Source organism: Plantibacter sp. VKM Ac-2880 (assembly GCF_015351235.1).
Taxonomy (GTDB): Bacteria; Actinomycetota; Actinomycetes; order Actinomycetales; family Microbacteriaceae; genus Plantibacter.
In genome coordinates this window covers 131,660-157,621 of sequence record NZ_JADKSJ010000002.1, presented here as the reverse complement: position 1 = coordinate 157,621, position 25,962 = coordinate 131,660, and the positions used below count along the sequence as shown (strand labels likewise).

The 25,962-nt window shown below is 70.2% G+C and carries 24 protein-coding genes; 16 read left to right on the top strand and 8 right to left on the bottom strand.

What is annotated here, in order from left to right:
• Positions 1 to 33: 33 nt before the first annotated feature.
• Together ITJ57_RS12960 and gabT are read right to left on the bottom strand one after the other, a co-directional pair.
• The gene (locus ITJ57_RS12960; RefSeq protein ID WP_194670537.1) at positions 34 to 1,038 is read right to left on the bottom strand and encodes an asparaginase; all 1,005 of its coding nucleotides are present in this window, start codon (positions 1,036 to 1,038) and stop codon (positions 34 to 36) included.
• Positions 1,035 to 2,408: a 4-aminobutyrate--2-oxoglutarate transaminase gene (gene gabT / locus ITJ57_RS12955; RefSeq protein ID WP_194670536.1), complete on the bottom strand. Its 1,374-nt coding sequence runs from the start codon at positions 2,406 to 2,408 to the stop codon at positions 1,035 to 1,037. Before gabT ends, ITJ57_RS12960 begins: the two co-directional genes overlap by 4 nt.
• An 82-nt stretch (positions 2,409 to 2,490) precedes the next feature.
• On the opposite strand from gabT, the gene ITJ57_RS12950 reads away from it, so the two are divergent.
• Positions 2,491 to 2,982, top strand: a complete 492-nt coding sequence (locus tag ITJ57_RS12950; RefSeq protein ID WP_194670535.1) for an OsmC family protein — start codon at positions 2,491 to 2,493, stop codon at positions 2,980 to 2,982.
• A 51-nt stretch (positions 2,983 to 3,033) separates the two neighbouring features.
• On the opposite strand, the gene ITJ57_RS12945 is transcribed toward ITJ57_RS12950, so the two are convergent.
• Positions 3,034 to 3,831, bottom strand: a complete 798-nt coding sequence (locus tag ITJ57_RS12945) for a 1-acyl-sn-glycerol-3-phosphate acyltransferase (protein ID WP_194670534.1) — start codon at positions 3,829 to 3,831, stop codon at positions 3,034 to 3,036.
• A gap of 147 nt (positions 3,832 to 3,978) precedes the next feature.
• Here ITJ57_RS12945 and ITJ57_RS19820 point away from each other — a divergent pair, with 147 nt between their 5' ends.
• The 7 genes from ITJ57_RS19820 (at position 3,979) to ispG (ending at position 11,220) form a co-directional block, all read left to right on the top strand.
• Complete coding sequence (locus tag ITJ57_RS19820; protein ID WP_194670533.1) at positions 3,979 to 4,977, top strand: FKBP-type peptidyl-prolyl cis-trans isomerase; 999 nt, start codon at positions 3,979 to 3,981, stop codon at positions 4,975 to 4,977.
• Positions 4,978 to 5,011: 34 nt separating this feature from the next.
• Entirely contained in the window at positions 5,012 to 6,091 is a 1,080-nt protein-coding gene (locus tag ITJ57_RS12935) for a 1-deoxy-D-xylulose-5-phosphate reductoisomerase (RefSeq protein ID WP_194670532.1), read from the top strand.
• A gap of 86 nt (positions 6,092 to 6,177) precedes the next feature.
• The gene (locus ITJ57_RS12930; RefSeq protein ID WP_194670531.1) at positions 6,178 to 7,512 is read left to right on the top strand and encodes an RIP metalloprotease; all 1,335 of its coding nucleotides are present in this window, start codon (positions 6,178 to 6,180) and stop codon (positions 7,510 to 7,512) included.
• Between the two features lie 113 nt (positions 7,513 to 7,625).
• A complete protein-coding gene (locus ITJ57_RS12925) occupies positions 7,626 to 8,852 on the top strand; it encodes a sensor histidine kinase (protein ID WP_194670530.1) in 1,227 nt (408 codons plus the stop codon).
• Positions 8,849 to 9,508, top strand: coding sequence for a response regulator transcription factor (locus ITJ57_RS12920; RefSeq protein ID WP_194670529.1), 660 nt, complete (start codon positions 8,849 to 8,851; stop codon positions 9,506 to 9,508). Before ITJ57_RS12925 ends, ITJ57_RS12920 begins: the two co-directional genes overlap by 4 nt.
• 136 nt (positions 9,509 to 9,644) lie before the next feature.
• Positions 9,645 to 9,983: an SHOCT domain-containing protein gene (locus ITJ57_RS12915; RefSeq protein ID WP_370582386.1), complete on the top strand. Its 339-nt coding sequence runs from the start codon at positions 9,645 to 9,647 to the stop codon at positions 9,981 to 9,983.
• Positions 9,984 to 10,059: 76 nt separating this feature from the next.
• Positions 10,060 to 11,220: a flavodoxin-dependent (E)-4-hydroxy-3-methylbut-2-enyl-diphosphate synthase gene (gene ispG / locus ITJ57_RS12910; protein ID WP_194670528.1), complete on the top strand. Its 1,161-nt coding sequence runs from the start codon at positions 10,060 to 10,062 to the stop codon at positions 11,218 to 11,220.
• Positions 11,221 to 11,284: 64 nt separating this feature from the next.
• On the opposite strand, the gene ITJ57_RS12905 is transcribed toward ispG, so the two are convergent.
• Genes ITJ57_RS12905 through ITJ57_RS12895 form a run of 3 tightly spaced genes read right to left on the bottom strand, consistent with a single transcriptional unit; the run spans position 11,285 to position 14,827 of the window.
• Positions 11,285 to 12,640 carry a DUF6716 putative glycosyltransferase gene (locus ITJ57_RS12905; RefSeq protein ID WP_194670527.1) on the bottom strand — a complete coding sequence of 452 codons (1,356 nt, stop codon included), beginning with the start codon at positions 12,638 to 12,640 and terminating at the stop codon, positions 11,285 to 11,287.
• Positions 12,633 to 13,562, bottom strand: coding sequence for an N-acetylneuraminate synthase family protein (locus ITJ57_RS12900; protein ID WP_194670526.1), 930 nt, complete (start codon positions 13,560 to 13,562; stop codon positions 12,633 to 12,635). The genes ITJ57_RS12905 and ITJ57_RS12900 overlap by 8 nt, the downstream gene beginning before the upstream one ends.
• A 2-nt stretch (positions 13,563 to 13,564) precedes the next feature.
• Positions 13,565 to 14,827: an acylneuraminate cytidylyltransferase gene (locus ITJ57_RS12895; RefSeq protein WP_194670525.1), complete on the bottom strand. Its 1,263-nt coding sequence runs from the start codon at positions 14,825 to 14,827 to the stop codon at positions 13,565 to 13,567.
• A 197-nt stretch (positions 14,828 to 15,024) separates the two neighbouring features.
• Here ITJ57_RS12895 and ITJ57_RS12890 point away from each other — a divergent pair, with 197 nt between their 5' ends.
• The 7 genes from ITJ57_RS12890 to ITJ57_RS12860 are packed head-to-tail and all read left to right on the top strand — an operon-like array spanning position 15,025 to position 22,357.
• Positions 15,025 to 16,026: a MoxR family ATPase gene (locus ITJ57_RS12890; protein WP_194670524.1), complete on the top strand. Its 1,002-nt coding sequence runs from the start codon at positions 15,025 to 15,027 to the stop codon at positions 16,024 to 16,026.
• 4 nt (positions 16,027 to 16,030) lie between these two features.
• On the top strand, positions 16,031 to 16,921 hold the full coding sequence (locus tag ITJ57_RS12885; RefSeq protein ID WP_194670523.1) for a DUF58 domain-containing protein: 891 nt from the start codon (positions 16,031 to 16,033) through the stop codon (positions 16,919 to 16,921).
• Positions 16,908 to 17,375 carry a hypothetical protein gene (locus ITJ57_RS12880; protein WP_194670522.1) on the top strand — a complete coding sequence of 156 codons (468 nt, stop codon included), beginning with the start codon at positions 16,908 to 16,910 and terminating at the stop codon, positions 17,373 to 17,375. The genes ITJ57_RS12885 and ITJ57_RS12880 overlap by 14 nt, the downstream gene beginning before the upstream one ends.
• Positions 17,366 to 18,364, top strand: a complete 999-nt coding sequence (locus ITJ57_RS12875; RefSeq protein ID WP_194670521.1) for a VWA domain-containing protein — start codon at positions 17,366 to 17,368, stop codon at positions 18,362 to 18,364. Before ITJ57_RS12880 ends, ITJ57_RS12875 begins: the two co-directional genes overlap by 10 nt.
• Positions 18,361 to 19,401 (top strand): VWA domain-containing protein, encoded by a 1,041-nt coding sequence (locus ITJ57_RS12870; RefSeq protein WP_194670520.1) that lies wholly within the window; start codon positions 18,361 to 18,363, stop codon positions 19,399 to 19,401. The genes ITJ57_RS12875 and ITJ57_RS12870 overlap by 4 nt, the downstream gene beginning before the upstream one ends.
• Entirely contained in the window at positions 19,398 to 20,558 is a 1,161-nt protein-coding gene (locus tag ITJ57_RS12865) for a hypothetical protein (protein WP_194670519.1), read from the top strand. The genes ITJ57_RS12870 and ITJ57_RS12865 overlap by 4 nt, the downstream gene beginning before the upstream one ends.
• 41 nt (positions 20,559 to 20,599) lie before the next feature.
• Positions 20,600 to 22,357 carry a proline--tRNA ligase gene (locus ITJ57_RS12860; protein WP_194670518.1) on the top strand — a complete coding sequence of 586 codons (1,758 nt, stop codon included), beginning with the start codon at positions 20,600 to 20,602 and terminating at the stop codon, positions 22,355 to 22,357.
• A 47-nt stretch (positions 22,358 to 22,404) separates the two neighbouring features.
• Here the strand turns inward: ITJ57_RS12860 and ITJ57_RS12855 are convergent, their stop codons facing one another.
• Together ITJ57_RS12855 and ITJ57_RS12850 are read right to left on the bottom strand one after the other, a co-directional pair.
• The gene (locus ITJ57_RS12855) at positions 22,405 to 23,082 is read right to left on the bottom strand and encodes a response regulator transcription factor (protein WP_194670517.1); all 678 of its coding nucleotides are present in this window, start codon (positions 23,080 to 23,082) and stop codon (positions 22,405 to 22,407) included.
• Positions 23,079 to 24,749, bottom strand: coding sequence for a cell wall metabolism sensor histidine kinase WalK (locus ITJ57_RS12850; protein ID WP_194670516.1), 1,671 nt, complete (start codon positions 24,747 to 24,749; stop codon positions 23,079 to 23,081). The genes ITJ57_RS12855 and ITJ57_RS12850 overlap by 4 nt, the downstream gene beginning before the upstream one ends.
• Before the next feature lie 207 nt (positions 24,750 to 24,956).
• Here ITJ57_RS12850 and nusA point away from each other — a divergent pair, with 207 nt between their 5' ends.
• On the top strand, positions 24,957 to 25,958 hold the full coding sequence (gene nusA / locus ITJ57_RS12845; protein ID WP_194670515.1) for a transcription termination factor NusA: 1,002 nt from the start codon (positions 24,957 to 24,959) through the stop codon (positions 25,956 to 25,958).
• Positions 25,959 to 25,962: the final 4 nt, after the last annotated feature.

Sequence of the window (25,962 nt, the reverse complement as noted above, 5' to 3'; positions counted from 1 at the left end):
AGCACGTGCCGAGCAGACCGGCCCCGTCGGTGATCAGACGGCCGTGACGGTGATGCGTCCGACCACGGCTGCGCCGCCGTGGACGGCGAGGTCGAGCTCGGGTTCGAGCGCGTCGACGGCTGCCCCGTCGAGCGCACCGACCGAGACGAGCAGTCGGAGAGCCACGATCGTCGAGACACGGAGCGAACCGTCGAGCACCTTGAGCGCCACGGTCGCGCCACCCGGGACCGACATGACCATGACGCCTTCGGCGCCGAGCTTGGCGAACACGCCGAGCCGTTCGATGACGAGGGTGTTCGCCCGGCCAGGACCATCGAGCGCCCAGCCGTCGGCGAGGACCGCCGCTGTGAGCAGTCCGGCGTTCCGGTACAGCGCGAACGGTGAGGTCGGCGATGAGTTGACCACGCGCCCGATGCCGCGCGCGAGCCCGGTGAGGGAGATCGCGTGCACCGGGGCACCGCAACCGTCGACGCCGCTCGCGGCCGGCTTCTCGCCGGTGAACCGTTCGATGGTGTCGCGGATGGCGAGCTGCAGGGGATGCTCGGGATCGAGGTACGTCGCCTGATCCCAGCCGTTCTGCGCACAGGCGAGCAGCATGGCCGCGTGCTTCCCCGAACAGTTCATGTACAGCGGACTCGTGCCGAGTCCGTCGCGGACGAGCTCGTCGCGCGAGGAGCGGTCGCCCGGCCAGTCAGCCGGACACTGCAGCGCCGAGTCCTCGATGCGAGCGCGTCCGAGCATGCTCCGCACGACCTGGACGTGCTTGCGCGTGCCGGCATGGCTCGCGGTGGCGAGCACGGCCTGCGCGCCCTCCAGCGAGACGCCCGCGTTCATGATTGTGATCGCCTGGAAGGGCTTCAGGCAGGAGCGCGGGAAGACCGGCGCATTCGGCGTACCGAGACTCGCGAGCACCTCGCCTTCCGGCCCGAGGACGATCGCCGAACCGGCGTGCCTCGACTCGATGAACCCGCTCCGTTCGACGACGGCGAGTTCGACGGCGTCCTCGACGGCGAAGGTCTGCGGGGCGGCCGTGCTCACAGCGCCGCGAGCGCCTGGTCGATGACGGTCATCGCGTCGGCGATGAGTTCGTCGGAGACCGCGAGGCTCGGGAGGAAGCGGAGGACGTTGCCGTAGGTGCCGGCCGTGAGGACGAGCACACCCTGCTGGGCCGCGGCGGCCGCGATGGCACTGACCGCTGCCGCGTTGGGCTCCTTCGTGGTGTCGCCGGTGCCGGGCTGGACGAGCTCCATGGCGATCATCGCGCCGATGCCGCGGACGTCACCGATGATGTCGTACTTCCGCTGCAGCTCGAGCAGGGCTGCCGTGAGGGTCGCACCGATGCGGTCGGCCTCGGCGAGCAGGCCGCGGGACTCGATCGATTCGAAGACCGCGACCGAGGCGGCGCACGCGACGGGGTTGCCGCCGAACGTCCCGCCGAGCCCGCCAGGCTGGCTCGCGTCCATGATCTCCGCGCGCCCGGTCACCGCTGCGAGGGGGAGGCCGCCGGCGATGCCCTTCGCGCTCAGCACGAGGTCCGGCACGAGGCCGAAGTGCGAGCTCGCGAAGTACTCGCCGGTGCGGGCCATACCGCTCTGGATCTCGTCGGCGATGAAGACGACGCCGTTGGCGGTGCACCATTCCTGCAGGGCGGGCAGGAAGCCGTCCGCGGGCACGACGAAACCGCCCTCGCCCTGGATCGGCTCGACGACCAGGCAGGCCAGGTCCGTCGCGCCGATGCGCTTCTCGAGGTAGGCGATGGTGCGCGCCGCCGCGGCTTCGCCGCTGAGGCCGTCGTGGTACGGGTAGGAGTTGGGTGCGTGGTAGACGTCGCCGGCGAACGGGCCGTAGCCGGTGGCGTACGGGGCCGCCTTGTAGTTCATCGCCATCGTCAGGTTGGTGCGCCCGTGGTAGCCGTGGTCGAGCACCGCGACGGCACGACGACCGGTGTACTTCCGAGCGATCTTGACACCGTTCTCGACGGCTTCGGCTCCGGAGTTGACGAGCACGGACTTCTTCGGGAAGTCGCCGGGGGTGTGCTCGGCGAGGAGCTCGGCGACCCGCACGTACTCCTCGTAGGGCGTGATCGTGAAGAGGGTGTGGAGGACGTCGGCCGCCTGGTCCTGGACGGCGCCGACGACGGAGGACTCCGTGTGCCCGATCGTGGTGACGCCGATACCGGCGCCGAGGTCGATGAACTGGTTGCCGTCGACGTCGACCACGATGGCGCCGTGGGCACGCTCGATGTAGACGGGGAGGACGCTCGACACGCCGTCGGACACGACAGCGGTCCGGCGGGCGTGGAGCGCCTGCGAGCGGGGCCCCGGAACGGCCGTCACGATCCGACGCTCCTGCGTCACGCTGGGGGCGGAGGCGGACGTCTGGTTCGTGGTGTCGATCGTGTCAGTCATAGTCCTCCAGCGTAGCGCGACCTCCTGACACCGGTACCGCTGGGCAGGCCTGCGGTGGGCAGGCCAGTGGGATACTGGTGGCATGATCTCCGGCCACCACGACTACACCATCGGCGTCCGCTGGGACGGCGACCTCGGGACGGGTACGAGCGGGTACCGCGATTACTCCAGGGAGCTCACCGTCACCGCGGCCGGCAAACACGACCTCGAGGGTTCCGCCGACCGCCCGTTCCGGGGCGACCCGAGCCGGTGGAATCCGGAGGAGCTGCTCCTCGCGTCCCTCGCCCAGTGCCACCTCCTGTCGTACCTGCACGTGGCGGTGACCCTCGGTGTCGTCGTGACGGCCTACGCGGACGACGCGGTCGGCACGATGGTCGAGGACGGTGCGGGCAGCGGTGCCTTCACCGAGGTCGTCCTCCGCCCGCGCGTCACCGTCGCGGACCCCTCGATGGTCGATGCCGCGAGGGCCGGGCACGCCAGGGCGAACGAGCTGTGCTTCATCGCCAACTCGGTGAACTTCCCGGTGCGACACGAGCCGACGATCGTCGTCGCGGGATCCGAGGAAGCAGCCTGACCGGATGGCCGCCGCGGGCCACCCGGGTACCGACCGGTCGGATGCCGCGACTCAGAGACGTTCGGGGCGCAGGGCTCGCTTGATCCGCTCGACGGCGTCGGCCGGCGGCGACTCGTTGTAGGCGTTCGCGAGCTCCTGCCCGGTGAGGGCGTGGATCGCGGCCATGATCTCGTCGGTCGCCTTCCGGCGTGCGCGTCCGGACTCGGCTGCGCCGTGGTGGCTCAGATCGAGCGGCTCTCCGAAGATCACGGTGACGGGCTTGAACTTGGGGATCGTCGTGCCGACGGGCATGAGCTCGTCGGTGCCGATGAGGCCGACGGGCACCACGGTCGCGCCGGTCGTGAGCGCCAGCCAGGCGACCCCGGTCCTGCCGCGGTACAGACGCCCGTCGAGCGAACGCGTGCCCTCCGGGTAGATCGCGAAGGCGTCGCCGCCCTCGAGGATCCGCCGTCCCTGGTCGAGGGCCTCCTGGGCTGCCTGCCCGACGCCGCGTTCGACACCCACGGCGCCGATCGAGGTGAAGAAGGTGCGCGACACCCACCCCTTCAGCCCCCGGCCGGTGAAGTAGTCGGACTTCGCGAGGAACTGCACGCGTCGAGGCGCACTGATGGGGATCGCGATGCTGTCGATGAACGAGAGGTGGTTGCTCGCGAGGATGACCGGGCCGCGCTTCGGCACGTTCTTCCGGCCGATGATCTTCGGGCGGTAGAGCAGCTTCGCCGTGGTGTTCAACACCGCCCGCCCGACGTAGTACACGAGTCCGGGCTTCGAGGTCGGTTCCGGGCTGACGGCTGCTCGCCCCTCCGACGATTCCCGGGCGCGTCGCTGCGTCTGCTCCTCATCGGCCATGCGGACGACTGTACTCGCGGACGCATGCGCGGTTCGGCATACTGGCCGGGCGGCGGAGCAGCGAGGATGCTCGGCGCGCTGTCAGCCAGCATGGAGCCTGGTGGGTGAGACTGGACCGACCCCTCAGCAACGACCGAAAGTTCCCCTGTGCGCAAGAGCCTCTCCCTCCTGGCCGTCATCGCGTCCCTCGTGTCGCTGACGGCCTGCAGTTCGGCGACGTCGCAGTCGCAGGCGCTCGCCGGCCCGGGGGAGTGCGCCGACACGAGCGCGGGCACCGCCTCCAAGGCGATCTCGGTGAGCGGCGACTTCGGTCGGATCCCCGAGGTCACCTTCGCGAAGGGCTCCCTCTCCGCGGAGAGGACCGAGCGGTCCATCGTGACGAAGGGCGGCGGCGAGCGCGTCGAGCCAGGCGACACGACGTTCGTCGAGATGTCGATCTACAACGCCGTCACGGGCTCCGTCGTCGCGCAGACCGCCTACGGGGCGAGCCCGGCGACGGCGATCGTCGTCAACGACCAGAAGTACTTGAAGGGCCTCGTCCGCGCGGTCGAGTGCACGACGGTCGGCACGCGGGTCGCGGCCTTCGTGACCGCCGGTGACGGGTTCGGTTCGGCGGGTTCGAGCGACGGCACGGTCCAGGCCGACCAGCCCCTGGTCGTGGTGGCCGACGTGCTCAGCACGGTGCACAGCGACGCGAAGGCGGACGGCGTTCCGCAGGAGCCCGTCGCCGGGATGCCGGCGGTCGAACTCGACTCCGCCGGCCGCCCGACGGTGACGATCCCCGAGGCGGCGGCCCCGGCCGAGCTGCAGGTCGCGGTCCTCAAGCAGGGCGACGGCGCCGTGGTGCAGCCGGACGCCGAGGTCATCATCAACTACCAGGGTGTCAACTGGCGGACGGGTGAGGTCTTCGACGAGAGCTGGGGCAACGGGCCGACGAACTTCCAGCTGTCCGCCGTGGTGCAGGGTTTCTCGAGTGCGATCGCCGGACAGCACATCGGCTCACAGGTCGTCGCGGTCATCCCGCCCGACCTCGGGTACGGACCCGCCGGTGGCAACAGCCAGGCCGGCATCGAGGCCGACGACACGATCGTGTTCGTGATCGACATCCTCGACGCGAGCAGCACCACCGCGCCAGCTGCAGGCTGACCGTTCCACCACCCACCGCCGTAGACTGACCGGCGTGAGACGCGTCATCATCCTCGGATCCACCGGCTCGATCGGTACGCAAGCGCTGGACGTCATCCGCGGTGACCGCGACCGCTTCGAGGTGGTCGGCCTGACCGCCGGCTCCAACGCGGAGTTGCTCGCCGAACAGGCCGCCGCGTTCCACGTCGACGACACCGCCCTGGGGGCCGCCGACGCCGAACGGTTGATCCGGAGCGTCGACGCCGACGTGGTGCTGAACGGCATCACCGGTTCCATCGGGCTCGGGCCGACCCTCGCGGCCCTCGAGACGGGCAGGACGCTCGCCCTCGCGAACAAGGAGTCGCTCATCGTCGGCGGCGACCTGGTCCGGCGCATCGCGGCTCCCGGCCAGATCGTGCCGGTCGACTCCGAACACTCGGCGATCGCCCAGGCGCTCCGCTCCGGCACCCCGGCCGAGGTCCGTCGGCTCGTGTTGACCGCCTCCGGCGGTCCGTTCCGTGGACGGGACCGCGCCTCGCTGGCCGATGTCACCCCGGCCGAAGCCCTCGCCCACCCCACCTGGGACATGGGCCTCGTCGTGACCACCAACTCCTCGACCCTCGTCAACAAGGGTCTCGAGGTGATCGAGGCGCACCTGCTGTTCGACGTCCCCTACGACCGCATCGAGGTGACCGTCCACCCGCAGTCGATCGTCCACTCGATGGTCGAGTTCGTCGATGGGTCGACGATCGCGCAGGCCTCCCCGCCCGACATGCGGTTGCCCATCTCGCTCGGCCTGGATTGGCCGAACCGGGTCGGCGGGGTCGGTGTCCCGCTCGACTGGACCTCGCCGCAGCAGTGGACCTTCGAACCGCTCGACCACGAGGCGTTCCCGGCGGTGCGCCTCGCGAAACTCGTCGGCGGACAGGGCCGGACCTACCCGGCGGTGTTCAACGCCGCGAACGAGGAGGCCGTCGAGGCGTTCCACACCGGGCGGCTCGGCTACCTCGGCATCCTCGACACCGTGCGCGCGGTCGTCGACGACCACGAGGCACCCGAGGGCGAACTCACCCGGGAGGCGCTCGCCGAGGCGGAACGTTGGGCGAGGGCGCGCGCGCAGCAGCGGATCGGTTGACGCTCCTCGGCGCCTGTCCAGACCCTCAGGGCGTCCGCACAGCCGGCGCGCAGTCGGGGCCGTCCCGGCGCGAGTAAGGTTGCGCCGTGGAAACCGTCCTCCTCTACATCCTCGGCATCGTCATCGTGCTCGTGGGCCTCATCGTCTCCATCGGGCTGCACGAGGTCGGGCACCTCGTGCCGGCGAAGCTGTTCGGCGTGCGTGTCACCCAGTACATGATCGGCTTCGGGCGCACCATCTGGTCGCGCCGGAAGGGTGAGACGGAGTACGGCGTGAAGATGATCCCGCTCGGCGGGTACATCTCCATGATCGGCATGTTCCCCCCGAAGCAGCCCGGCGAGGCCGCGCGGAACGCGAGCACCGGCTTCTTCGACACCCTCGTCCAGGATGCGCGTGAGGCGAGTGCCGACACCATCGGGGCCGGGGACGAGGAGCGCACCTTCTACCGTCTGCCCGTCTGGAAGCGGATCGTCGTGATGCTCGGCGGTCCGACGATGAACCTCGTCCTCGCCGTCCTGTTCATCGGCATCGCGGTGTCCGGGTTCGGTGTCCCGCAGCAGAGCAGCACCCTGACCTCCGTCTACGAATGCGTCCTGCCGTCGACGAGCGAACGGCAGAGCTGCGCAGCCGGCGATCCGGAGAGTCCGGCCGCCGCAGCCGGCCTGAAGCCGGGCGACACGATCCTGTCGATCCAGGGCACCCCGGTCTCCACCTTCGCGGAGGTGTCCGCTGCAGTGCAGCGCTCGCCCGGCGAGCCGCTCGCCCTCGAGGTCGCCCGCGGTGAGGAACGACTGGACCTCACCCTGACGCCGCTGCTCCTCGAACGGGACGTCGTGGACGCCGACACCGGCAAGATCGTCACCAATGCCGACGGCTCGCCCAAGACCCACGAGGTCGGCTTCGTGGGGATCACCCCGCAGCAGCAGATGGTCGCCCAGCCGGTCACCGCCATCCTGCCGACGGTCGGCGACACCATCGCCCGCACCGCGAACATCATCCTGAACCTGCCGCAGCGCCTCATCGACGTCGGGCAGGCCGCATTCGGTCCTGGGGAGCGCGATCCGAACGGGCCGATGAGCGTCGTGGGCGTCGGACGGGTCGTCGGTGAGGTCGTCAGCCTCGATCAGATCCCCGTCGCGTCGAAGGCGGCCACGGTGTTCGGCATCCTCGGCTCGCTCAACGTCGCGCTGTTCGTCTTCAACCTCATCCCCCTGCTGCCCCTCGACGGCGGTCACGTCGCCGCAGCTCTGTGGGAGGCGCTCCGGCGCGGTGTCGCGAAGGTCTTCCGACGTCGCGATCCCGGCCCGGTCGACGCGGCGAAGCTGATCCCGCTGACCTTCGGCGTGGTCATCGTCCTGGGCGGCATGAGCGCCCTCCTCGTCTACGCGGACATCGTCAAGCCGGTCAACCTCTTCGGATAGTCGCGGCCCACCCGAGGTCCCGGTGCTCCGGGCGCGTCCGTACTCCCGGGGGAGTACGGACAGTGCACCGCGGAGCCGACGCCACTGGCGAGGCCCGCGGGTACCATGCAGGGATGCCATCGGTCGAGACGAACGCGGCGCAGGGGCGCCCCGGCGACGGCCGCTTCGGCGATCCGCTGATCCGACCGGGCCGACCCGTCTGGCGGCTGTGGGCTCCCGTGGTCGTCTCCTTCGTCGTCCAGGTTCCGGCGACCGCCGCACTCGCGCTCCACGGCTCGCTTGCCGCAGGAGCCGACGCTTCGGCGTGGTCCCGTCTCTCGGCCGTGCTGACCGTGCTCGGCGCCGTCCTGGCCCTCCTCGCCGCCCGACGATCGCCGGGCCCGACGGTCGCCGTCGTTGCCGTCCTCTCCAGCACGTCGATGCTCACGGGGCCGGTGTGGGGGCCACCAGCCGTCGCCCTCGCGTTCGCCGCCGGTTCGGGGATCGTCCGCGGGGCGCGCGGCTGGGCCTACCTCTCACTGGGGCTCGCCTGGGTGCTCCCGCTCGCCACTGCCCTCGCCGTCGGCTGGGGGCTGTCCGGCTTCCGGATCGGGGTCACGACGGTCGTCGTCGTCATCGCCGTCCTCCTCGCCGAGGGCCTCCGGACGAGGCGCGAGCAGCTCCAGGCGTTCCGGATCCGCCAGGGGGAGCGCCGCGCCTCCGCCGCGCAGGAGGAGCGCGTCCGCATCGCGCGTGACCTCCACGACGTCATCGCGCACTCGCTCGCGCAGATCGCCGTGCAGGCCGGGATGGGGCTCCACCTCATGGACTCCCAGCCGGAACGTGCGAGGGAGGCGCTCACGAACATCAGGATGGCGAGCACGACCTCGCTCGACGAGGTGCGCGGACTCCTCGACGTCCTCCGGGGCTCCGACGGCGCGGCCGATCCGGCGACCGACGCCCCGACCCGACCGGGCCCCGACCTGACCGCGCTGCCGCTCCTCGCCGAGGCCCTCCGCGAGCAGGGTGTCGAGACGGTGCTGGAGCAGCACCTCACCACGCAGCCCGGCGTCGCCGTGCAGTCGGCGCTGTACCGCATCGCCCAGGAGAGCGTCACGAACATCCTTCGGCATGCGCGTGCACGGCGGGTCGTCATCGAACTCGTGGAGGTGGACGGCGTGTACCGCCTGAGCGTGACCGACGACGGGGTCGGGGGACCGGCGGGTCCTGCGGAGCGCGGGAACGGGCTGCTCGGGATGACCGAGCGCGCCGAACTCCTGGGCGGAACGCTCGAGACGGGACGCAGCCCGCTCGGCGGGTTCCGGGTCGAGGCGCGCGTCCCGGTGCGAGGCTCCGCATGATCCGCGTGGTCGTCGTCGACGATCAGGCGCTCATCCGTGGTGGGTTCCGCGCCCTGCTCGACGCCGAGCCCGACATCGAGGTCGTCGGTGAGGCGGCGACCGGTGAGGCGGCGCTCGAGCTGGTCCGCCGCGGACACCCGGACGTTGTGCTCATGGACATCAGGATGCCGGGTGGTGACGGTCTCGCGGCGACCGAGGCGATCGTCGCCGACCCGGCGCTGGGGTCGACCCGCATCATCGTCGTGACCACCTTCGAGCTCGACGAGTATGTCGCCCAGGCGATCCGGGCTGGCGCAAGTGGGTTCCTGGTGAAGGACACGGAGCCCGCCGAACTCATCAGAGCGGTGCGGGTGGTGGCGTCGGGCGACGCGCTCCTGTCTCCGGGGGTCACGAGACGCCTCCTGACGCAGGTCGCCGGGGTGATCGCGGCGCCGCTCGACGCTGCCGCGATCGCCGGCCTCACGGACCGCGAACGCGAGGTGCTGGCCCTCGTCGGGCGCGGCCTCACCAACGAGGAGATCGGCGGTGCGCTGTTCCTCAGCCCGTTGACGGCGAAGACCCACGTTTCGCGCGTCATGTCGAAGCTGGCCGCGCGGGACCGGGTCCGACTCGTCGTCATCGCGTACGAGACCGGGCTGGTCAGCCCCGGTTCCTGAGCGGAACGCCGCCTACTCCCGGGGGAGTCCCGCGATCGGTCCCGTCGTCGGATGCGCGCGGCCGGCCGCCGGAGGAGGCTCGATGTCGTGATGCGGACGACGGTCGTCGTCGCCCGCCCGACGAACGGAGTCCATCGTGTCCACCTCGCTGACCATGCTCGCCACGACCGCCATGCACCCTGGCTGGAACGGGCCGGGGTTCCACCTCCTGTGGCTCGCCCTCATCCCCGTGTTCTGGGTCGCCGTGATCGCCCTCGTCATCGCCCTCGTCGGTCGACGGTGGCGTCGCCGCGCCTGGGCTGGATCGTCTCAGGACGGCCGCCAGGGGCCGCCATGGGCCTCGCGTCAGGACGGCACCCGGAGCGCCGAGCAAGTACTCGCCGAGCGGTTCGCCCAGGGGGAGGTGGACGAGGCCGAGTACCGGGAACGGCTCGGCATCCTACGAGCGAATCGGGAGGCTCCTCCCACCCGCTGACCGCGGACCGCGACGTCCCAGCCGGCATTCAGCCCACGGGGAGCCTGCGGGGCGTCGCGCGCGTAAGCTGAGGCTCGTGGTAGCTATCAATCTGGGTCTTCCGTCGGTTCCCGAGACGCTCAGCCCGCGACGGAAGTCGCGACAGATCAAGGTCGGCAAGGTCCTCGTCGGCGGTGACGCCCCGGTGAGCGTCCAGTCGATGACGACGACCCAGACGACGAACATCAACGCGACCCTGCAGCAGATCGCTGAGCTGACGGCCTCGGGCTGCGACATCGTCCGCGTCGCCGTCCCGACGCGAGACGACGCCGAGGTGCTGCCGATCATCGCGAAGAAGAGTCAGATCCCGGTCATCGCGGACATCCACTTCCAGCCCGCCTACGTGTACGCCGCCATCGACGCGGGGTGCGCGGCGGTCAGGGTCAATCCGGGCAACATCCGGAAGTTCGACGACCAGGTCGGCGAGATCGCCCGTCGCGCGAAGGCGGCCGGCGTCTCGCTCCGCATCGGCGTCAACGCCGGCTCCCTCGATCCACGCCTGCTGCAGAAGTACGGCAAGGCCACGCCGGAGGCCCTCGTCGAGAGTGCCGTCTGGGAGGCGAGCCTCTTCGAGGAGCACGACTTCCACGACTTCAAGATCTCGGTCAAGCACAACGACCCGGTCGTCATGGTGAAGGCCTACCGGCTCCTCGCGGAACGCGGCGACTGGCCCTTGCACCTGGGCGTGACCGAGGCCGGTCCGTCGTTCCAGGGCACCATCAAGAGCGCGACCGCCTTCGGCATCCTGCTCTCCGAGGGGATCGGCGACACCATCCGCGTGTCGCTCTCGGCCCCGCCGGCGGAGGAGATCAAGGTCGGCCTGCAGATCCTGCAGTCGTTGAACCTCCGCGAACGGAAGCTCGAGATCGTCTCCTGCCCGAGCTGCGGACGCGCCCAGGTCGACGTCTACAAGCTCGCGAACGACGTCACCGACGGCTTGGAGGGGATGAGCGTCCCACTCCGCGTCGCCGTCATGGGGTGTGTCGTGAACGGTCCGGGGGAGGCCCGCGAGGCCGACCTCGGCGTCGCCAGCGGCAACGGCAAGGGGCAGATCTTCGTGAAGGGTGAGGTGATCAAGACGGTCCCGGAGTCCGAGATCGTCGCGACGCTCATCCAGGAGGCCAACCGGCTCGCCGCAGAGATGCCGGCCGACGACACCTCCACGGGCGCACCCGTGGTCACCGTCGGCGCGAACTGACCGGGTCGCGCCGCTCCCGTCGACGATGAGGCCGCCTGATCGGGCGGCACCACCGTCGCGGTCGTCAGCGGGCCGTCCGGTGCCGGGCGCCGCGTGGAGCCCGCATGGTCGTCTCCGGTTCGATCGGCTCCAGTCGGCGTGACGGGATCGGTCGCCGCTCGGCTGGTCGGATCCCGCGCACGCGGCGCACCAGGCGGCGGGCGATCTGGATCGGGCGACCGATGACGAACGCGACCGTCCCGAGGACGCTCGTGTCGGCTCGACCGAACGCCCGGCGTCGCTCCCAGCCCGTGCGGAGCATGCCGCCCCGGCTCTGTCGTGCCCGCGGACGGATCGGTAGGACACCGCGGTCGCGGGCGGCGAAGGCAACCTCGGACCGCTCGATCCAGTCGTCCTCCTCGGCGGGATGGAAGTAGTTCTGCTGGAGCCAGTCCTCGTTCGGGTGGCGGAACCGAGCGGCCATGAGTTCCTCCTTGGACGCCAGGAGGCCACTGCCCTCGAACACGCTGTTGATGAGCGCCGGATCGACGCCGAAGTCGTCGAGCACGATGACCGGGACCCCGGCCGCGACGGCCTCGATCGCGGCGGTGGAGCTCACGGTGACGAGACCGGCCGCGTGGCCGAGGTGCACGGCCATCGAACCGGTGGCGACCCTGAGGTTCGTCGGGATCGGGCCGGTGAGGAGGGTGTCGAAGGGGTAGTGCTCGTGATGCGTCTGGGGGTCGCCGGCGAGGCCTCGGACCTTGATGACGACGTCGAGGTCGCGATGCCGGTTGGCGAGGGTCCGCAGCCAGGAGATGATCCGCAGCCGGTCGCCGCGATCGGCCGGGACGGTCGCCTGCGCCGCGAACACGACCCGGGTCCGCGGGGCCGGATCGACGTCTTCGGCGGGCGGCTGGGCCGGGGCGACGGCGAGGAACGGCAGGGTGGCCAGCGCGAACGCCGGCTCGACCCCGTGCTCCGCGGCGAGTTCCCGGTAGGCCGCGACCTCGCGGTGGCTGTGCAGGATGAAGACGTCCGCCTGGGCGCGGAGGAAGATCCCCTTCCATTTCGCGGGGATGGAGATGCCCGGCAGCCCCGTGAGGAGGACCGGGCGGGTGGTGCGCCCCAGCGCGAGCAGCTCAGAGATGACGACCTCCGCGACCGGCCCCCTGGTCGAGACGAAGACGCCGTCGGGGCGCTCGGATCCGACGAAGGCGATCAGCTGACGGAGCGTCAACCGACGGACGGGCCGCCCCTCGAACGCCGTGTGCAGCAACGCGATGTCCACCTGACGATCGGTCGCCGACACGTCGCTCTCGATCAGGACGAGGTCGACGTCCCAGTCGGACGCTCGGGACAGGGTGGCGGCACCCCACTTCACGAAGGAGTCGGAGTCCACCACCCCGATCACCCGCCGGCGGGGTCCGTGATCAGGCATCGACCCTGCGCAGTTTCGCCAACGGTGCGAGTTCGCCGGGGAAGATGCGCTTGACGCCGTCGCCCATCGCCGTCTCGATGACGCGGATGTCGCGGACGAGGTTCGAGAACCCGTGCGGCTCGAGCGAAGCGGCGTGGTCGGACCCCCACATGGCGCGGTCGAGCGTGATGTGTCGTTCGACGACCTTCGCTCCGAGCGCGACCGCGGCGAGGGAGATCTGCAGGCCGGTCTCGTGCCCGGAGTACCCGACGGGGACGCCGGGGTACCGGGCCGCCAGGCTGTCGATCATGCGGAGGTTGGCCTCCTCGGGAGGCAGGGGGTAGGTCGAGGTCGCGTGGAGGATCACGAGCGGGGAGCCCGCGAGGAGTTCGACGGCGCGGTCGATCTGCTCGAGCGTCGACATCCCGGTGGAGAGGATGATCGGCTTCCCCGTGGCGGCGAGACGGGTCAGCAGCCCCGAGTCGGTCACCGAGGCCGACGCGACCTTGTGGGCACTGACACCGAGGTCCTCGAGGAAGTCGACGGACGGCTCGTCCCAGGGGGAGGCGAACCAGCTGAGACCCCGGAGGGTGGCGTGGTCGCCGATCTCGATGTACTGCTCACGGTCGAACTCGACGCGGTAGCGGTACTCGAGGTAGCTCATCTCGCCCCAGGGCGTCTGCCGCGGGACGTCGCGCATGTGCGCCGGGGTCGAGATCTCCGGTGTGCGCTTCTGGAACTTCACGGCCTGGGCGCCGGCGTCCGCAGCGACGTCGATGAGTCGCTTGGCGAGCTCGACGTCGCCGTTGTGGTTGAGGCCGATCTCGCCGATGACGTAGGCGGGGGCGTCGCCGCCGACGGGGATGCCGTCGATCCGCACGGGGGCCGGCGTGACACCGCCGTCGATGGCGGTCCGGTCGTTCGAGTCCTGGTGGATGCTCATGGTCATGCTCCGTTCGGTTGCGGCGGGGACAGCTGTTCTGGGTGGGTGGCCGCGCGAGCGGCGAGGATGAGGTCGGCGAGTTCACGGACGGCGCCGTCGCCGCCGCGGCGCTTGAGGACGAGCCTGGAGACGGCCCTCGCGGCCGGGTGCGCGTCGGCCACGACGACGGGCCAGCCGACGATCTCGAGGGCCGGGATGTCGTTGACGTCGTTGCCGAGGTAGGCGATGCGCTCGAGCAGGACACCGTTCGCCGCGGCCCAGTCGCGGAGCGCGCTCGCCTTGTCGGCGGACCCGTACACGACGTCGACGCCGAGTTTGGCCGCGCGCGCGGCGACGATCGGGACCCGTTCGGTCGACAGGATGAGGAACGGCAGCCCGGCCTCGCGCAGCAGGCGGACACCGAGGCCGTCACCGCGATGGACGCTCACCCGTTCGACACCGTCGGCGTCGATGCTGGCGCGGTCGTCGGTGTGCACCCCGTCGAAGTCGGTGACGACGGCGTCGACGTCGAGGTGGTGCTCCGAGTGCTCCGAGCCCGACGGGATCCCCAGCTGGCGTTCGGCGAGTCCGGCGATCGCCTCGGCGACGAGGAGGTCCTCCGGTTCGTCGATGTCGAGCGCGGCGAAGGACCGGGTGACAGCCGGTGCGATCCGGCCGAAGAAGCGGTGACGGGCGTCGAGGAAGCCGTTCGTGTCGAAGACGTAGAACGACCCGGTCTCGCGATACTGCGGGGCACGGTCCTGCCGCCGGGGGCGCTCGCGATGGTCGTGACCGATCCCTCGGGCGCCCTTCGCCTTCTCCGTCCAGAGGAAACCGTGGTCGAGCACCGCCGCGAAGACGGAGTCCGCTCGCCCGGCGGCGACCGATGCGACGGCGTCGTCGAGCGCTTCGACGTCGAGGAACGGCGACGTCGCCTGCGCGAACACCGTCACCGGGCTCAGCTCGCCACGTCGGGCGAGGACGCCGAGCGCGTGGAGCAGCGCGGCTTCGGAGGAGGTGCTGTCCTCGGCGAGTTCGGCAGGACGGTCGATCACCTCGGCACCGGCTGCGGCGGCGGCGGCTGCGAGGTCCGGGTGGTCGGTCGTGACCACCACCCGCGAGACACCAGCCGAACGCAGGAGTCCTTCGACCGAGCGGGCGATCAGGGTGGTGCCGCGGACCGTCCGCAGGTTCTTGCGGTGGATCCCCTTCGAACCGCCCCGGACCGGGACGATCGCCGTCGCCCCGTCGCCCGTGTGGAGCTGAGCGTTCGCTGCGTGTGTCATCGATCCACGGTAGGAATCCGCGGTGGCCGGGAGGGGGACACCGGGCGAACGGCGTCCGACGCCGGGGTGGCCATCCGGTTGCCGATGCACCCGTCCGGCGCATCCGGCCACGTAGACTGTCCGGACCGCCGGGTTCCACCCGGCGCACCGCGTTCGACGGTCATCCGGCCGGACCGCCCGCTTCGCCAGGGAGACCAGTGACCCTCACACCGAGCACCCCCATCGCGCCCGCCGAGCTGCAACGGGCGCGCAGCATCCTCTCCGAGATCGTCGGCGCGTACGACGCCAAGGTCGTCGGGCAGCAGGGGCTGCGGACCACGCTCCTCGCCGCCCTCGTCTCCGGCGGGCACGTGCTGCTCGAGAGCGTCCCCGGCCTCGCCAAGACGACGGCGGCGGAGTCCATCGCCGAAGCGGTGAACGCGTCCTTCAAGCGCATCCAGTGCACGCCGGACCTCCTGCCGAGCGACATCATCGGCACGCAGATCTACGACGCCAGGACCGGCGCGTTCCAGACCCAGCTCGGTCCGGTGCACGCCAACTTCGTCCTGCTCGACGAGGTCAACCGTTCGAGCGCGAAGACCCAGAGCGCGATGCTCGAGGCGATGCAGGAGCGACAGACCTCTATCGGCGGGACGCACTACCCCTTGCCGAAGCCGTTCTTCGTGCTGGCCACGCAGAACCCGATCGAGCAGGAGGGGACGTATCAGCTGCCCGAGGCCCAGCTTGACCGCTTCCTCCTGAAGGAGGTCCTCGACTACCCGACGATCGGCGAGGAGGCCGAGATCGTCCGCCGCGTGAACTCCGGTCTGTACGAGACGGACCAGCACCGCGAGGGCGTGAGCCTCGAGGACGTGCTGTTCCTGCAGTCGCTCGCGAAGCGGGTGTACCTCGACGCGTCGATCCTCAACTACATCGTGCAGACGGTCTACGTGACCCGCCACGCGCGTGACTACCTCCCGCCCAAGCTGGCGAGCTACATCGACTACGGGGCCAGCCCGCGTGCCAGCATCGCGTTCAGCACCGTCGCCCGCGCGCTCGCCATCCTCGCCGGCCGCGACCACGTCATCCCGGAGGACGTCAAGAGCTACCGGCACCAGGTGCTCCGACACCGCATCATCCTCAACTTCGAGGCCGCGGCCGACGACGTCTCGGTGGAGACCATCATCGACGCCGTCTTCGGTGCGGTCCAGGCGCCGTAGGACCATGTCCGCTCCGTTGCTCCACCGGGTGAAGTCGAAACTCTTCATCCACGCCCACCGTCGCGTGCGGGGGATGCTCGACGGCGAGTACCGATCGGTGTTCCAGGGCAGGAGCCTCGACTTCGACGACCTCCGCGAGTACACGCCAGGCGACGAGATCAAGGACATCGACTGGAAGGCGACCGCCAGGCACGGCACGCCGCTCGTCAAGCGCTACATCGCGAGCCGGAAGCACCACGTGCTGTTCGCCGTCGACACCGGGCGCGACCTCGCGGCGCTCGCCGAAGGCGGCAGCACCAAACGCGAGGTCGCGATCCTCGCCGTGGGCATCCTCGGGTACCTCGCGATCCGGCACGGCGACCTCGTCGGTCTGGTCGCCGGCGACGCGGCGGCACCGGAGCTCGTGCGACCGGCGGGCACCGAGTCCGCGCTCGAGCGCCTCCTGCAGCACATCGACCGGCGTGCGTCCCTCGAAGCACCGCAGAGCGACCTCGACGAACTCCTCGGGTTCGCGGCGCGCTCCGTCACGCAGCGCTGCCTGCTGGTGATCGTCTCCGACGACGAGGAGATCACGCCGCGGCGCTCGGCGATCCTCCGCCGCCTGCACGCACAGCACGAGGTGTTGTGGATCTCCGTCGGCGACGCCGACCTCATGCGCGCCGACTACACCAGCCGGTCCATGGTCGACGTCGCCGACGAGCGGTCCCTGCCGGCCTTCGTCCGGTCGGACGACGCGCTCCGCCGGGAGTTCGCCGACGCCGTCCGGAACGCCACGGCCCGCCATCTCGACCAGCTCGAAGCGCTCGGCATCAGCGGTCAGCGCGTGACCGGGGCCGACGACGTCATCCCCGTGCTCTTCCATCTCCTCGAGGCCCACCGTCATGCCCGGCGATAACGGCTACTACGCGCCGGTCCAGTACACGCTCCTCTGGCCGGTCATCGGACTCGTGCTCATCGCCCTCGTGATCGGGTGGTACGTCTGGATGCTCGCGCACGTTCGCCGACGCGCCCGCGGCAGCGCGCCCCGACCGACGCCTCCGCCGTCGCCGACCCTGCTGCGGGACCGCTACCTGGGGCTCATCGGCGAGATCGAGCAGGAGCACGCCGAGGGTGGGTTGAGCACCCGACGAGCGCATCAGCGGCTCGGCGCGATCCTCCGGATGTACGCCCACGAGTCGAGTGGCGTCCGTGCCCAGGTCATGACCCTCGCCGACCTCGACCGCGCGGGGCTCGCGCCGCTCAGTCGTGCCGTGTCCGCCTACTACCCGGTCGAGTTCCGTGAGGCGGAGACGGGGAGCGTCCCGGATGCCGCCGCGCTCGCGCGACAGGTGGTGACCACATGGAGCTGATCTACTGGTGGATGCCGCTCGTCTGGCTCCTCGCCGTCGCCGCCGTGGTCGCCGTCGCCGTGCTCGCGACGCGCGCCGGCCGTCGTCGGAAGGCGAACCAGGAGCCGCTGTGGGTCGCCCACTCCGGGCGCCTCACCGCGCTTCCGGGCTACCGCCGGGCGCTGACGCGGTACCGACGGCTGGTCGTCGCGACCATCGCCGCGGTGGCGGTGCTGCTGCTGGCCGGTACGGCGCTCGGGTCACGCGTGGTGAGCACCACAGTCTTCCAGCCCGAGCTCCGGAACCGCGACATCGTGCTGTGCCTCGACGTGTCCGGTTCGATGACCGAGTACGACGCCGCCCTGGTGGGGGTGTTCGAATCCCTCGTACAACGTTTCGACGGCGAACGGATCGCGCTCGTGCTGTTCAACGCGTCCGCGACGACCTACTTCCCGCTCACCAGCGACTACGACTACGTGACCGCCCAACTCGACCACCTCGTCGAAGACCTCACCTCGCCCGAGAGCGACTACGAGTACTGGAACGGCACGGACCTCGGCAACGGCTCCTCGCTCATCGGCGACGGTCTCGGCTCGTGCGTCATGCGGTTCGACCAGGTCGGCGAGGAGCGGTCGCGGTCGATCGTCCTCGCGACCGACAACTACGTCGCCGGCGAACCGATCCTCACGCTGCAGGAGGCGGGCGAGTACGCGAAGGCCCAGGACGTCACCGTCTACGGGATCAACCCCGGCGACGTCAGCAGCAAGGACTACCTCGACGACCTGGCCGCGGAGATGGACGAGGTGGTGACCTCGACCGGCGGCGACTACTACGCGCTTGCCGACCCCGCCGCGGTCGGCGGCATCGTCCAGCAGATCACGGCGGAGCAGACGAAGACCCTGAAGGGTGCGAAGCAGCTCGTCCAGGTCGACGAGCCGCTGGTCTTCGTCCTCGCGGCGTTCGGCGGCCTCGCGCTGCTCATGCTGCTCGCCTGGAGGTTGCGCCGATGACGATCAACCCCGTCCTCCCGATCTGGGCCCTCGTCGTGTTCGGTGTGGTCCTCGCAGCGTTCGCCGGCTGGCAGTTCCTCGCCGGCATCCGGCGGCCCGGTGCCTGGCATTGGATCGCCCGACTGGCGATGGTCCTCGTCCTGGTCGTGATCGCGCTCCGTCCGACCATCCCTGGGAACCACCGTCCCCCGTCGGCGATGGGCGACCTCGACGTGTACTTCGTGGTGGACACCACGAGTTCCATGGCGGCCGAGGACTGGTCGGATGAGACCCTGCCCGGCACGGACGAGAACGGCGCACCGCAACCACCGACCCGGCTCGACGGCGCGAAGGCCGACATCACGGGCATCGCCGACCGTTTGGCGGGCGCCCGCTACGCGCTCGTGACCTTCGACGCCGTCACCGTCCAGCGCATGCCGCTGACGACCGATGCGACGGCGCTGCGCTCGGCGACGGAGGCCATGACGCAGGAGGTCACCACCTACTCCCGGGGGAGCAGCATTGACGAACCGGTCGAGTATCTGACCACCCTGTTGACCAAGGCCGAGGAGCAGGAGCCCGGCCGGAACCGGATCGTCTTCTACCTGGGCGACGGCGAGCAGACGAGCGGCACCGAACCCGAGTCGTTCGAATCGATCGCGCCGCTCATCGGCGGAGGAGGCGTCCTCGGCTACGGGACCGAGGCCGGCGGCACGATGCGCGAGTTCTCGGGGTACCAGGACGGCAGCGTGCGCTACATCCAGGACTACTCGACGGGGGAGCCCGCGGTGTCGCGTCTCGACCCCGGGGCGCTCGAGACGATCGCGTCACAGCTCGGAGTGAAAGCGGAGGTCAGGACGCCGGGCGCGTCGCTCGACGACGTCCTCGACGGACTCGCCGTCGGCGGCGTGACGGTGCAGGACGAGGTGGACATCCGGCGCACCGATGAGTTGTACTGGGTGTTCGCCCTCGCGTTCGGTGCCTTGCTCCTCACGGAGATCCCGGCGATCGTGGCGGCGCTCGGTGAACTGCGACGGACGAAGGGGAGTCGGGCATGACGCTCTTCGACGATCGCCTGCGGTCCGACCAGGCCGAGACCGAGCCGCGCAATCCGGAGCCACGGCCGCTGATCGAGGAACCGCGGCGTCGACCGTTGGCTCCGAGCGAGGTGGTCCGCTTGCGACGTCGACTCTTCTGGTGGTCGCTGCCGCTCGTCCTCGTGGCGCTCACCGTCGGCGTCAAGCTCGTCAGCCTGCCGGTCGTGGCCCAGGCGGCGATCTCCGGGTACCGCGCCGAGGACTACTCCGGGGCGCAATTGAGTGCTTCGCACCTCCAGACGGCGAACGTCGTCGAGCCGTGGATCGCCTGGTTCGACCGCGGCACCGCCGCCGCCGTCGGGCAGGACTGGGTGCAGGGGACCGACGACCTCGCCAAAGCACTCGAACTCGCGCCCACCGAGGAGACCTCGTGCATCGTCCGGGTCAACCTTGCGCGTGCGTACGAGACGCAGGCCGACGAGTACGTGAAGGGTCGGTTCTTCCAGGGCGCCATCAACCTGTACGACACCGCGAAGCGCATCGTCGACGAGGGTGAGGGCTGCTTCGAGGGCGGGTCGGAGGAGCAGGACCAGCAAGACCAGGAGGATCAGCAGGACGCCGGTGGCCAGGGCGACCAGGGTGATCAGGGTGGGCAGGACGAGCAGGGCGACCAAGGTGGCCAGGGCGATCAGGGCGACCAGGGCGATCAAGGTGATCAGGGTGGCCAAGGCGATCAAGGCGATCAAGGCGATCAAGGCGACCAGGGTGGTCAGGGCGACCAGGGCGACCAAGGCGACCAAGGGGACCAGAGTGATCAAGGTGACCAGGGGGACCAGGGCGATCAAGGCGGAGCCGGGCAGGAGCCCGACGCCATCGACCCCAAGGGCACGCCCGGCGAAAACCTCAAGGACACCGGCGACCGCATCGACCGGAAGCGCGAGGATGCCGCGGACCAGCGTGACCGCTCCGGCGGGCAGGACCAGCAGGACCCCTCGGACACCGGCCAGGGCGACGCCGACTCGGGCGGATCGAGCGGCACTGGCGACAGCGAGGTCGACGGCAAGGTCGACCGTCTGAAGGACGCCGGCCAGGACGCGCAGCAGGACAAGTCCACGGAGGACGCGCGGAACCGCGGGCGGAACAACGACAACGGCAACTTCGCCGAGCGTCCCTGGTAGGGGTCAGGAGCGTCCGTGCCCCGACGGACTAGCATGGACAGGTGGTTACGCGCCTTTCGAACTTCTTCCTCCGTACGCTCCGTGAAGACCCCTCCGATGCGGAGGTGACGAGTCACCGCCTGCTGGTGCGGGCGGGGTACATCCGCCGCCAGGCACCGGGTGTCTTCGCCTGGTTGCCGCTCGGGCTGCGGGTCAAGAACAAGATCGAGGCCATCGTCCGTGAGGAGATGGCGAACGCCGGCGCGTTCGAGGTGCACTTCCCCGCGCTGCTGCCCCGCGAGCCCTACGAGGTCACCGGGCGGTGGGAGGAGTACGGCGACGCGCTGTTCCGGCTCCAGGACCGCAAGGGGGCCGACTACCTGCTGGCGCCGACGCACGAGGAGGTCTTCACCCTCCTGGTGAAGGACCTCTACTCCTCCTACAAGGACCTGCCGCTGTCGATCTTCCAGATCCAGGACAAGTACCGCGACGAGGCTCGGCCCCGGGCCGGCCTGCTCCGAGGCCGCGAGTTCACGATGAAGGACGCCTACTCCTTCGACGTATCGGACGCCGGGCTCGATGCGAGCTACCAGGCGCAGCGGGACGCCTACGAGCGCATCTTCACCCGCCTCGGTCTCGAGTACGTGATCGTCCAGGCTGACGCCGGAGCCATGGGTGGTTCGCGGAGCGAGGAGTTCCTGCACCCCACCGTGGTCGGTGAAGACACCTTCGTCCGTTCCGCCGGCGGGTACGCCGCGAACGTCGAGGCGTACACCACCGAGGTCCCCGAGGCCCGTCCCGTCGACGGACTCGCCCCGGCGACCGTGTTCGACTCGCCGGACACCCCGACCATCGCGACCCTCGTCGACCTCGCGAACGACCGCCACCCGCGCGACGACGGTCGCCCGTGGACGGCTGCCGACACGCTGAAGAACGTCGTCCTGGCGCTCACCCACCTCGACGGCACGCGCGAGCTCGTCGTCATCGGGTTGCCCGGCGACCGCGACGTCGACCTCAAGCGGGTCGAGGTCGCCTTCAGCCCGGCCGAGGTCGAGGCCGCCACCGACGCCGACTTCGCGAAGCACTCCGGCCTGGTCAAGGGCTACATCGGTCCGTGGTCCCCGCAGGGCCCCGTTCTCGGCGAGGAGTCGGCCACGGACATCCGGTATCTCCTCGACCCGCGCGTCGTCGACGGCACCCAGTGGATCACGGGGGCGAACGTCGACCAGCAGCACGTCCTCGGCCTCGTCGCCGGGCGCGACTTCACCGCCGACGGCTTCGTCGAGGCCGCGGAGGTCCGCGCCGGCGACCCCGCGCCCGACGGCTCGGGTCCGGTCGAACTCGCGCGCGGCATGGAGATCGGTCACGTCTTCCAACTCGGGCGCAAGTACGCGGAGGCCCTCGGTCTCAAGGTGCTCGACGAGAACGGCAAGCTCGTGACGGTGACGATGGGCTCCTACGGCATCGGCATCACCCGCATCCTCGCGATCATCGCCGAGGGCAACAACGACGAGCGTGGACTCATCTGGCCGAAGGCCGTGGCACCGTTCGACGTCCATGTGGTCGCCGCCGGTCGCGATGCGGCCATCTTCGAGGTGGCCGAGTCCCTCGTCGCGTCGCTCGAGGCAACCGGCAAGGACGTCCTGTACGACGACCGCACCGGCAAGGTGTCTCCTGGCGTCAAGTTCGGCGACGCCGAGCTCATCGGTGTCCCGGTGGTGGTCGTCGTCGGCCGTGAGGCCACTGAAGGCTTCGTCGAGCTCTGGGACCGTGCCGCGGGGACGAAGGAACGCGTCGCGATCAGCGAGCTGTCGCTCTAGCCGGGATCAGCACGTCGACGGCCGTCATCCTCGTCGGGTGACGGCCGTCACCGTCTGGTGCTGAGGCGGTATCCCGCTCCACGGACGGTGGCGATGGCGTCCTTGCCGATCTTGTTCCGCAGGTACCGCACGTAGACGTCGACGACGTTGGAGCCGGGGTCGAAGTCATAGCCCCACACGCGGCTGAGGAGTTCCTCGCGGCTGAGCACCTGGTCGGGGTGACGGAAGAACTCTTCGGCGAGGGCGAACTCCCGCGTGGAGAGTTCCACGGGGACGCCGTCGACGAGCACCCGGCGCTCGCGGAGTTCCAGTTCGAGTCGGCCGACGGACAGACGCTCTTCGACCGCGGCGGGCGCGGTCGCCCCTCGCTCGGCCAGTCGGCGGCGGATGCGGGCGAGCAGTTCCTCGAACCGGAACGGCTTCGACATGTAGTCGTTCGCCCCGCCGTCGAGACCGGCGACGAGGTCTCGGGCGGAATCGCGGGCGGTGAGGATGATGACGGGCAGTTCGTTGCCGTCGTCGCGCAGCCGTTTGAGCACCTCGAACCCGTCCACGCCCGGCAACCCGATGTCGAGGACGAGCAGGTCGAAGTCCCCGCTCTCGGCGAGCTCGACGACCTGCGAACCGTCGACGGTCACGTCGGCCGTATGTCCCGCGGCGCGGAGGCCCTTGCTGACGAATGCGGAGATGCGCGTCTCATCCTCGGCGACCAGGATCCGACTCATGCGCCGCCCTCCGTCGAGCGACGCCGTGCGGAGGTGTCGACGAGGTCGGGGAAGTCGTCCACCGCATCCTCGTGCACCGATGACGACTCCGTCGGTGACGCCGCAGGCTCCAGGGCGGCCTGCGCGTCCATGGCCGCCTGTGCCTCGCGGAGGGCGATCGCCTGCGCCATCGCGTCCCGGGGGATCGCCGCGGTCTCGTCGGGATCGAGCTCGACGGCCGTCTCGGCGTCCTCGTCCTCCTCGGCGACCGCGAGCGGCAGCCGGATGCTGAAGACGGAGCCGGGCCCGTCGCCGTCCTCGACCTCGGCCCACCCGCCGTGCGCGGCGGCGATGGCCTGCACGATAGAAAGCCCGAGGCCCGAGCCGGCGACCCCGCGCCCACCGCTGACGCGCGTGAACCGGTCGAAGATGCGCTCGCGGAGCGCCTCCGGCACGCCTGGACCCTCGTCGGAGACCGAGAGGACGAGCGCCGGGTCGTCCGTCTCGTCGAACCGGCTCGAGATGACGATCGTCGAGCCGGACGGCGAGTACTTCGCCGCATTGTCGGCGAGTTGCAGCCAGGCTTGCGCGAGTCGGCCGGAGTCGACGTCGGCGGTGAGCTCGGCCTGGTCGCCGAGGACCCAGGTGTGGTCGGTCGAGATCGCCGTCGCCTTGTCGTGGACGGAGGCCGTGAACGACGCGACGTCGACCGGTTCGCGATCGAGCGTGGACGCCAGGCCGGCGGTCGAGAGCTCCGTGATGTCGGCGACCAGGGAGCTCATGCGGTCGAGCTCGTCGAGCGCGAGGTCGCGGGTCGCGGCCACGTCCGCCGGGTCGGACGGGTCGAGGAGTTCGAGGTGCCCGCGAACGATGGTCAGCGGCGTCTTCAACTCGTGACCGACATCGTCGAGCAGCTGGCGTTGGCTCGTGAAGGCCTCGTCGAGGCGGTCCAACATCCCGTTCACCGTCCTGGTGAGTTCGGAGACGTCGTCCCGACCGACGACCGGGATCCGTTCGTCGAGGTCGGACTCCGTGATGCGCGCCGCGGCGTCCCTGAGCAGCCTGATCGGATGGAGGAGTCCGCCGGCGAGCTGCCACCCGACGAGCCCCAACAGGAGGAGGCAGACGACGGCGACGACGATCTCGACCGTGAGCACCCCGCGCGATTCGGCGAGGGCGGCGTGGACGTCGGTGGCGATGACGACGTGGGCCAGGTTCGGGTCGCCGACGACCTGCACCGGGATGATCGCGTACCGCACGGTGCGCTCACCGTCGGCCTCACCGGTCACCACGCCGCGCGACGCACGCGCGGTGATGGCGTCGAGGAGTGCCGGGTCGTCGTCGAGGCGGAAAGCGGAGGGCGCACTCGGCGGGACCGTCGAACCGTCCGCACGGATGCCGACGGCGGTCTCGTCCTCGGCGAAGATCCAGCGGCGCATGACCGCGTCGACGGCTGCGTCACTGGTCGCGGGGGCGTCGGCCGAGTTCCCGGACCCGACGACCATGAAGGCGATGAGTTCGGCGCTGTGCTCCAGCCGGGCGTCGATCGTCGCCAGGGTCTGCTGGCGTCCGAGCGTGTAGGTCGACACGCCGACGAGTGTCATCGCGAGCGTCGTCGCGAGCAGGATCGCGATGAGGATCCGCACGCGCGTGCTCCGCATGACGTTCCGCAGCTCGCCAAAGACCATGGGGCAATCATGTCACCCGCTCGAAGCGGCGGTCGAGCCGGGGGAGCGGGCCTCCTGGACGCGCGGCCGCTTCCCAGCTGGGTGGATGACGTACCCGTCGGCATCCGGTACCGTAGACAGACGGGTTCGGCAGCACGGCAGCAGCATGCCCGTCGTGCCGCTGCACGTCCTGCCGCGGCACCATCAGTTGAATAGAGGAGGCCATCGATGGACATCGATCTCGGTTTGTTGAAGTCGATCGAACGCGAGAAGGAGATCCCCTTCGAGGAGCTCGTCGTGATCATCGAGCAGGCCATCCTGAGTGCGTACCTGAAGAGCACGGAGGGTGCTGAGCCTGCGTCTCGCACCGAGGTGCCGGCGGCTCGGGTCCACCTCGACCGCAAGACCGGCCACGTCGGCGTCTTCGTCCCCGAGTTCGACGACGAGGGCGTCCTCATCGGCGAGGCCGAGAGCACTCCGGACGACTTCGGTCGCATCGCCGCCTTCGCCGCCAAGCAGGTCATCTTCCAGCGCCTCCGCGACATCCAGGACGACGCGGTGCTCGGTGAGTTCAAGGGACGCGAGGGCGACATCATCGCCGGCGTCATCCAGCAGGGCCCCAACCCGCGCATGATCCACGTCGATCTCGGCACGATCGAGGCGATGCTGCCGCCCGAGGAGCAGGTCGCGGGCGAGGAATACCCGCACGGAGCGCGCATCCGGGTCTACGTCACGAGTGTGTCCAAGGGCCTGAAGGGTCCGCAGATCACCGTGTCACGCACGCACCCGGGGCTCGTCCGCAAGCTGTTCGCGCTCGAGGTCCCGGAGATCGCCTCCGGGATCGTCGAGATCGTGTCGCTCGCCCGCGAGGCGGGTCACCGCACGAAGATCGCCGTGAAGGCGAACGACCCGAGCATCAACGCCAAGGGTGCCTGCATCGGTGAGCTCGGCCGTCGTGTCCGTGCCGTCACCGACGAGCTCGGGGCCGAGAAGATCGACATCGTGGACTACTCGCCTGACCTGCCGACCTTCGTCGCGAACGCGCTCTCGCCGGCCAAGGTCACGAGCTCGTACGTGATCGACCAGTCGCTCAAGGCCGTCCGCGCGCTCGTCCCGGACTACCAGCTGTCGCTCGCGATCGGCAAGGAGGGGCAGAACGCCCGTCTGGCCGCGAAGCTCACCGGCGCGAAGATCGACATCCAGCCGGACTCGATCCTCGAATCGGACTGATCCG

Coding starts and splice junctions, on each gene's coding strand:
- gabT (WP_194670536.1), bottom strand. CDS start 2,408: ATGACTGACACGATCGACACCACGAACCAGACGTCCGCCTCCGCCCCC.
- ITJ57_RS12950 (WP_194670535.1), top strand. CDS start 2,491: ATGATCTCCGGCCACCACGACTACACCATCGGCGTCCGCTGGGACGGC.
- ITJ57_RS12945 (WP_194670534.1), bottom strand. CDS start 3,831: ATGGCCGATGAGGAGCAGACGCAGCGACGCGCCCGGGAATCGTCGGAG.
- ITJ57_RS12925 (WP_194670530.1), top strand. CDS start 7,626: ATGCCATCGGTCGAGACGAACGCGGCGCAGGGGCGCCCCGGCGACGGC.
- ITJ57_RS12920 (WP_194670529.1), top strand. CDS start 8,849: ATGATCCGCGTGGTCGTCGTCGACGATCAGGCGCTCATCCGTGGTGGG.
- ITJ57_RS12905 (WP_194670527.1), bottom strand. CDS start 12,640: ATGCCTGATCACGGACCCCGCCGGCGGGTGATCGGGGTGGTGGACTCC.
- ITJ57_RS12900 (WP_194670526.1), bottom strand. CDS start 13,562: ATGAGCATCCACCAGGACTCGAACGACCGGACCGCCATCGACGGCGGT.
- ITJ57_RS12895 (WP_194670525.1), bottom strand. CDS start 14,827: ATGACACACGCAGCGAACGCTCAGCTCCACACGGGCGACGGGGCGACG.
- ITJ57_RS12885 (WP_194670523.1), top strand. CDS start 16,031: ATGTCCGCTCCGTTGCTCCACCGGGTGAAGTCGAAACTCTTCATCCAC.
- ITJ57_RS12880 (WP_194670522.1), top strand. CDS start 16,908: ATGCCCGGCGATAACGGCTACTACGCGCCGGTCCAGTACACGCTCCTC.
- ITJ57_RS12875 (WP_194670521.1), top strand. CDS start 17,366: ATGGAGCTGATCTACTGGTGGATGCCGCTCGTCTGGCTCCTCGCCGTC.
- ITJ57_RS12870 (WP_194670520.1), top strand. CDS start 18,361: ATGACGATCAACCCCGTCCTCCCGATCTGGGCCCTCGTCGTGTTCGGT.
- ITJ57_RS12865 (WP_194670519.1), top strand. CDS start 19,398: ATGACGCTCTTCGACGATCGCCTGCGGTCCGACCAGGCCGAGACCGAG.
- ITJ57_RS12855 (WP_194670517.1), bottom strand. CDS start 23,082: ATGAGTCGGATCCTGGTCGCCGAGGATGAGACGCGCATCTCCGCATTC.
- ITJ57_RS12850 (WP_194670516.1), bottom strand. CDS start 24,749: ATGGTCTTTGGCGAGCTGCGGAACGTCATGCGGAGCACGCGCGTGCGG.
- nusA (WP_194670515.1), top strand. CDS start 24,957: ATGGACATCGATCTCGGTTTGTTGAAGTCGATCGAACGCGAGAAGGAG.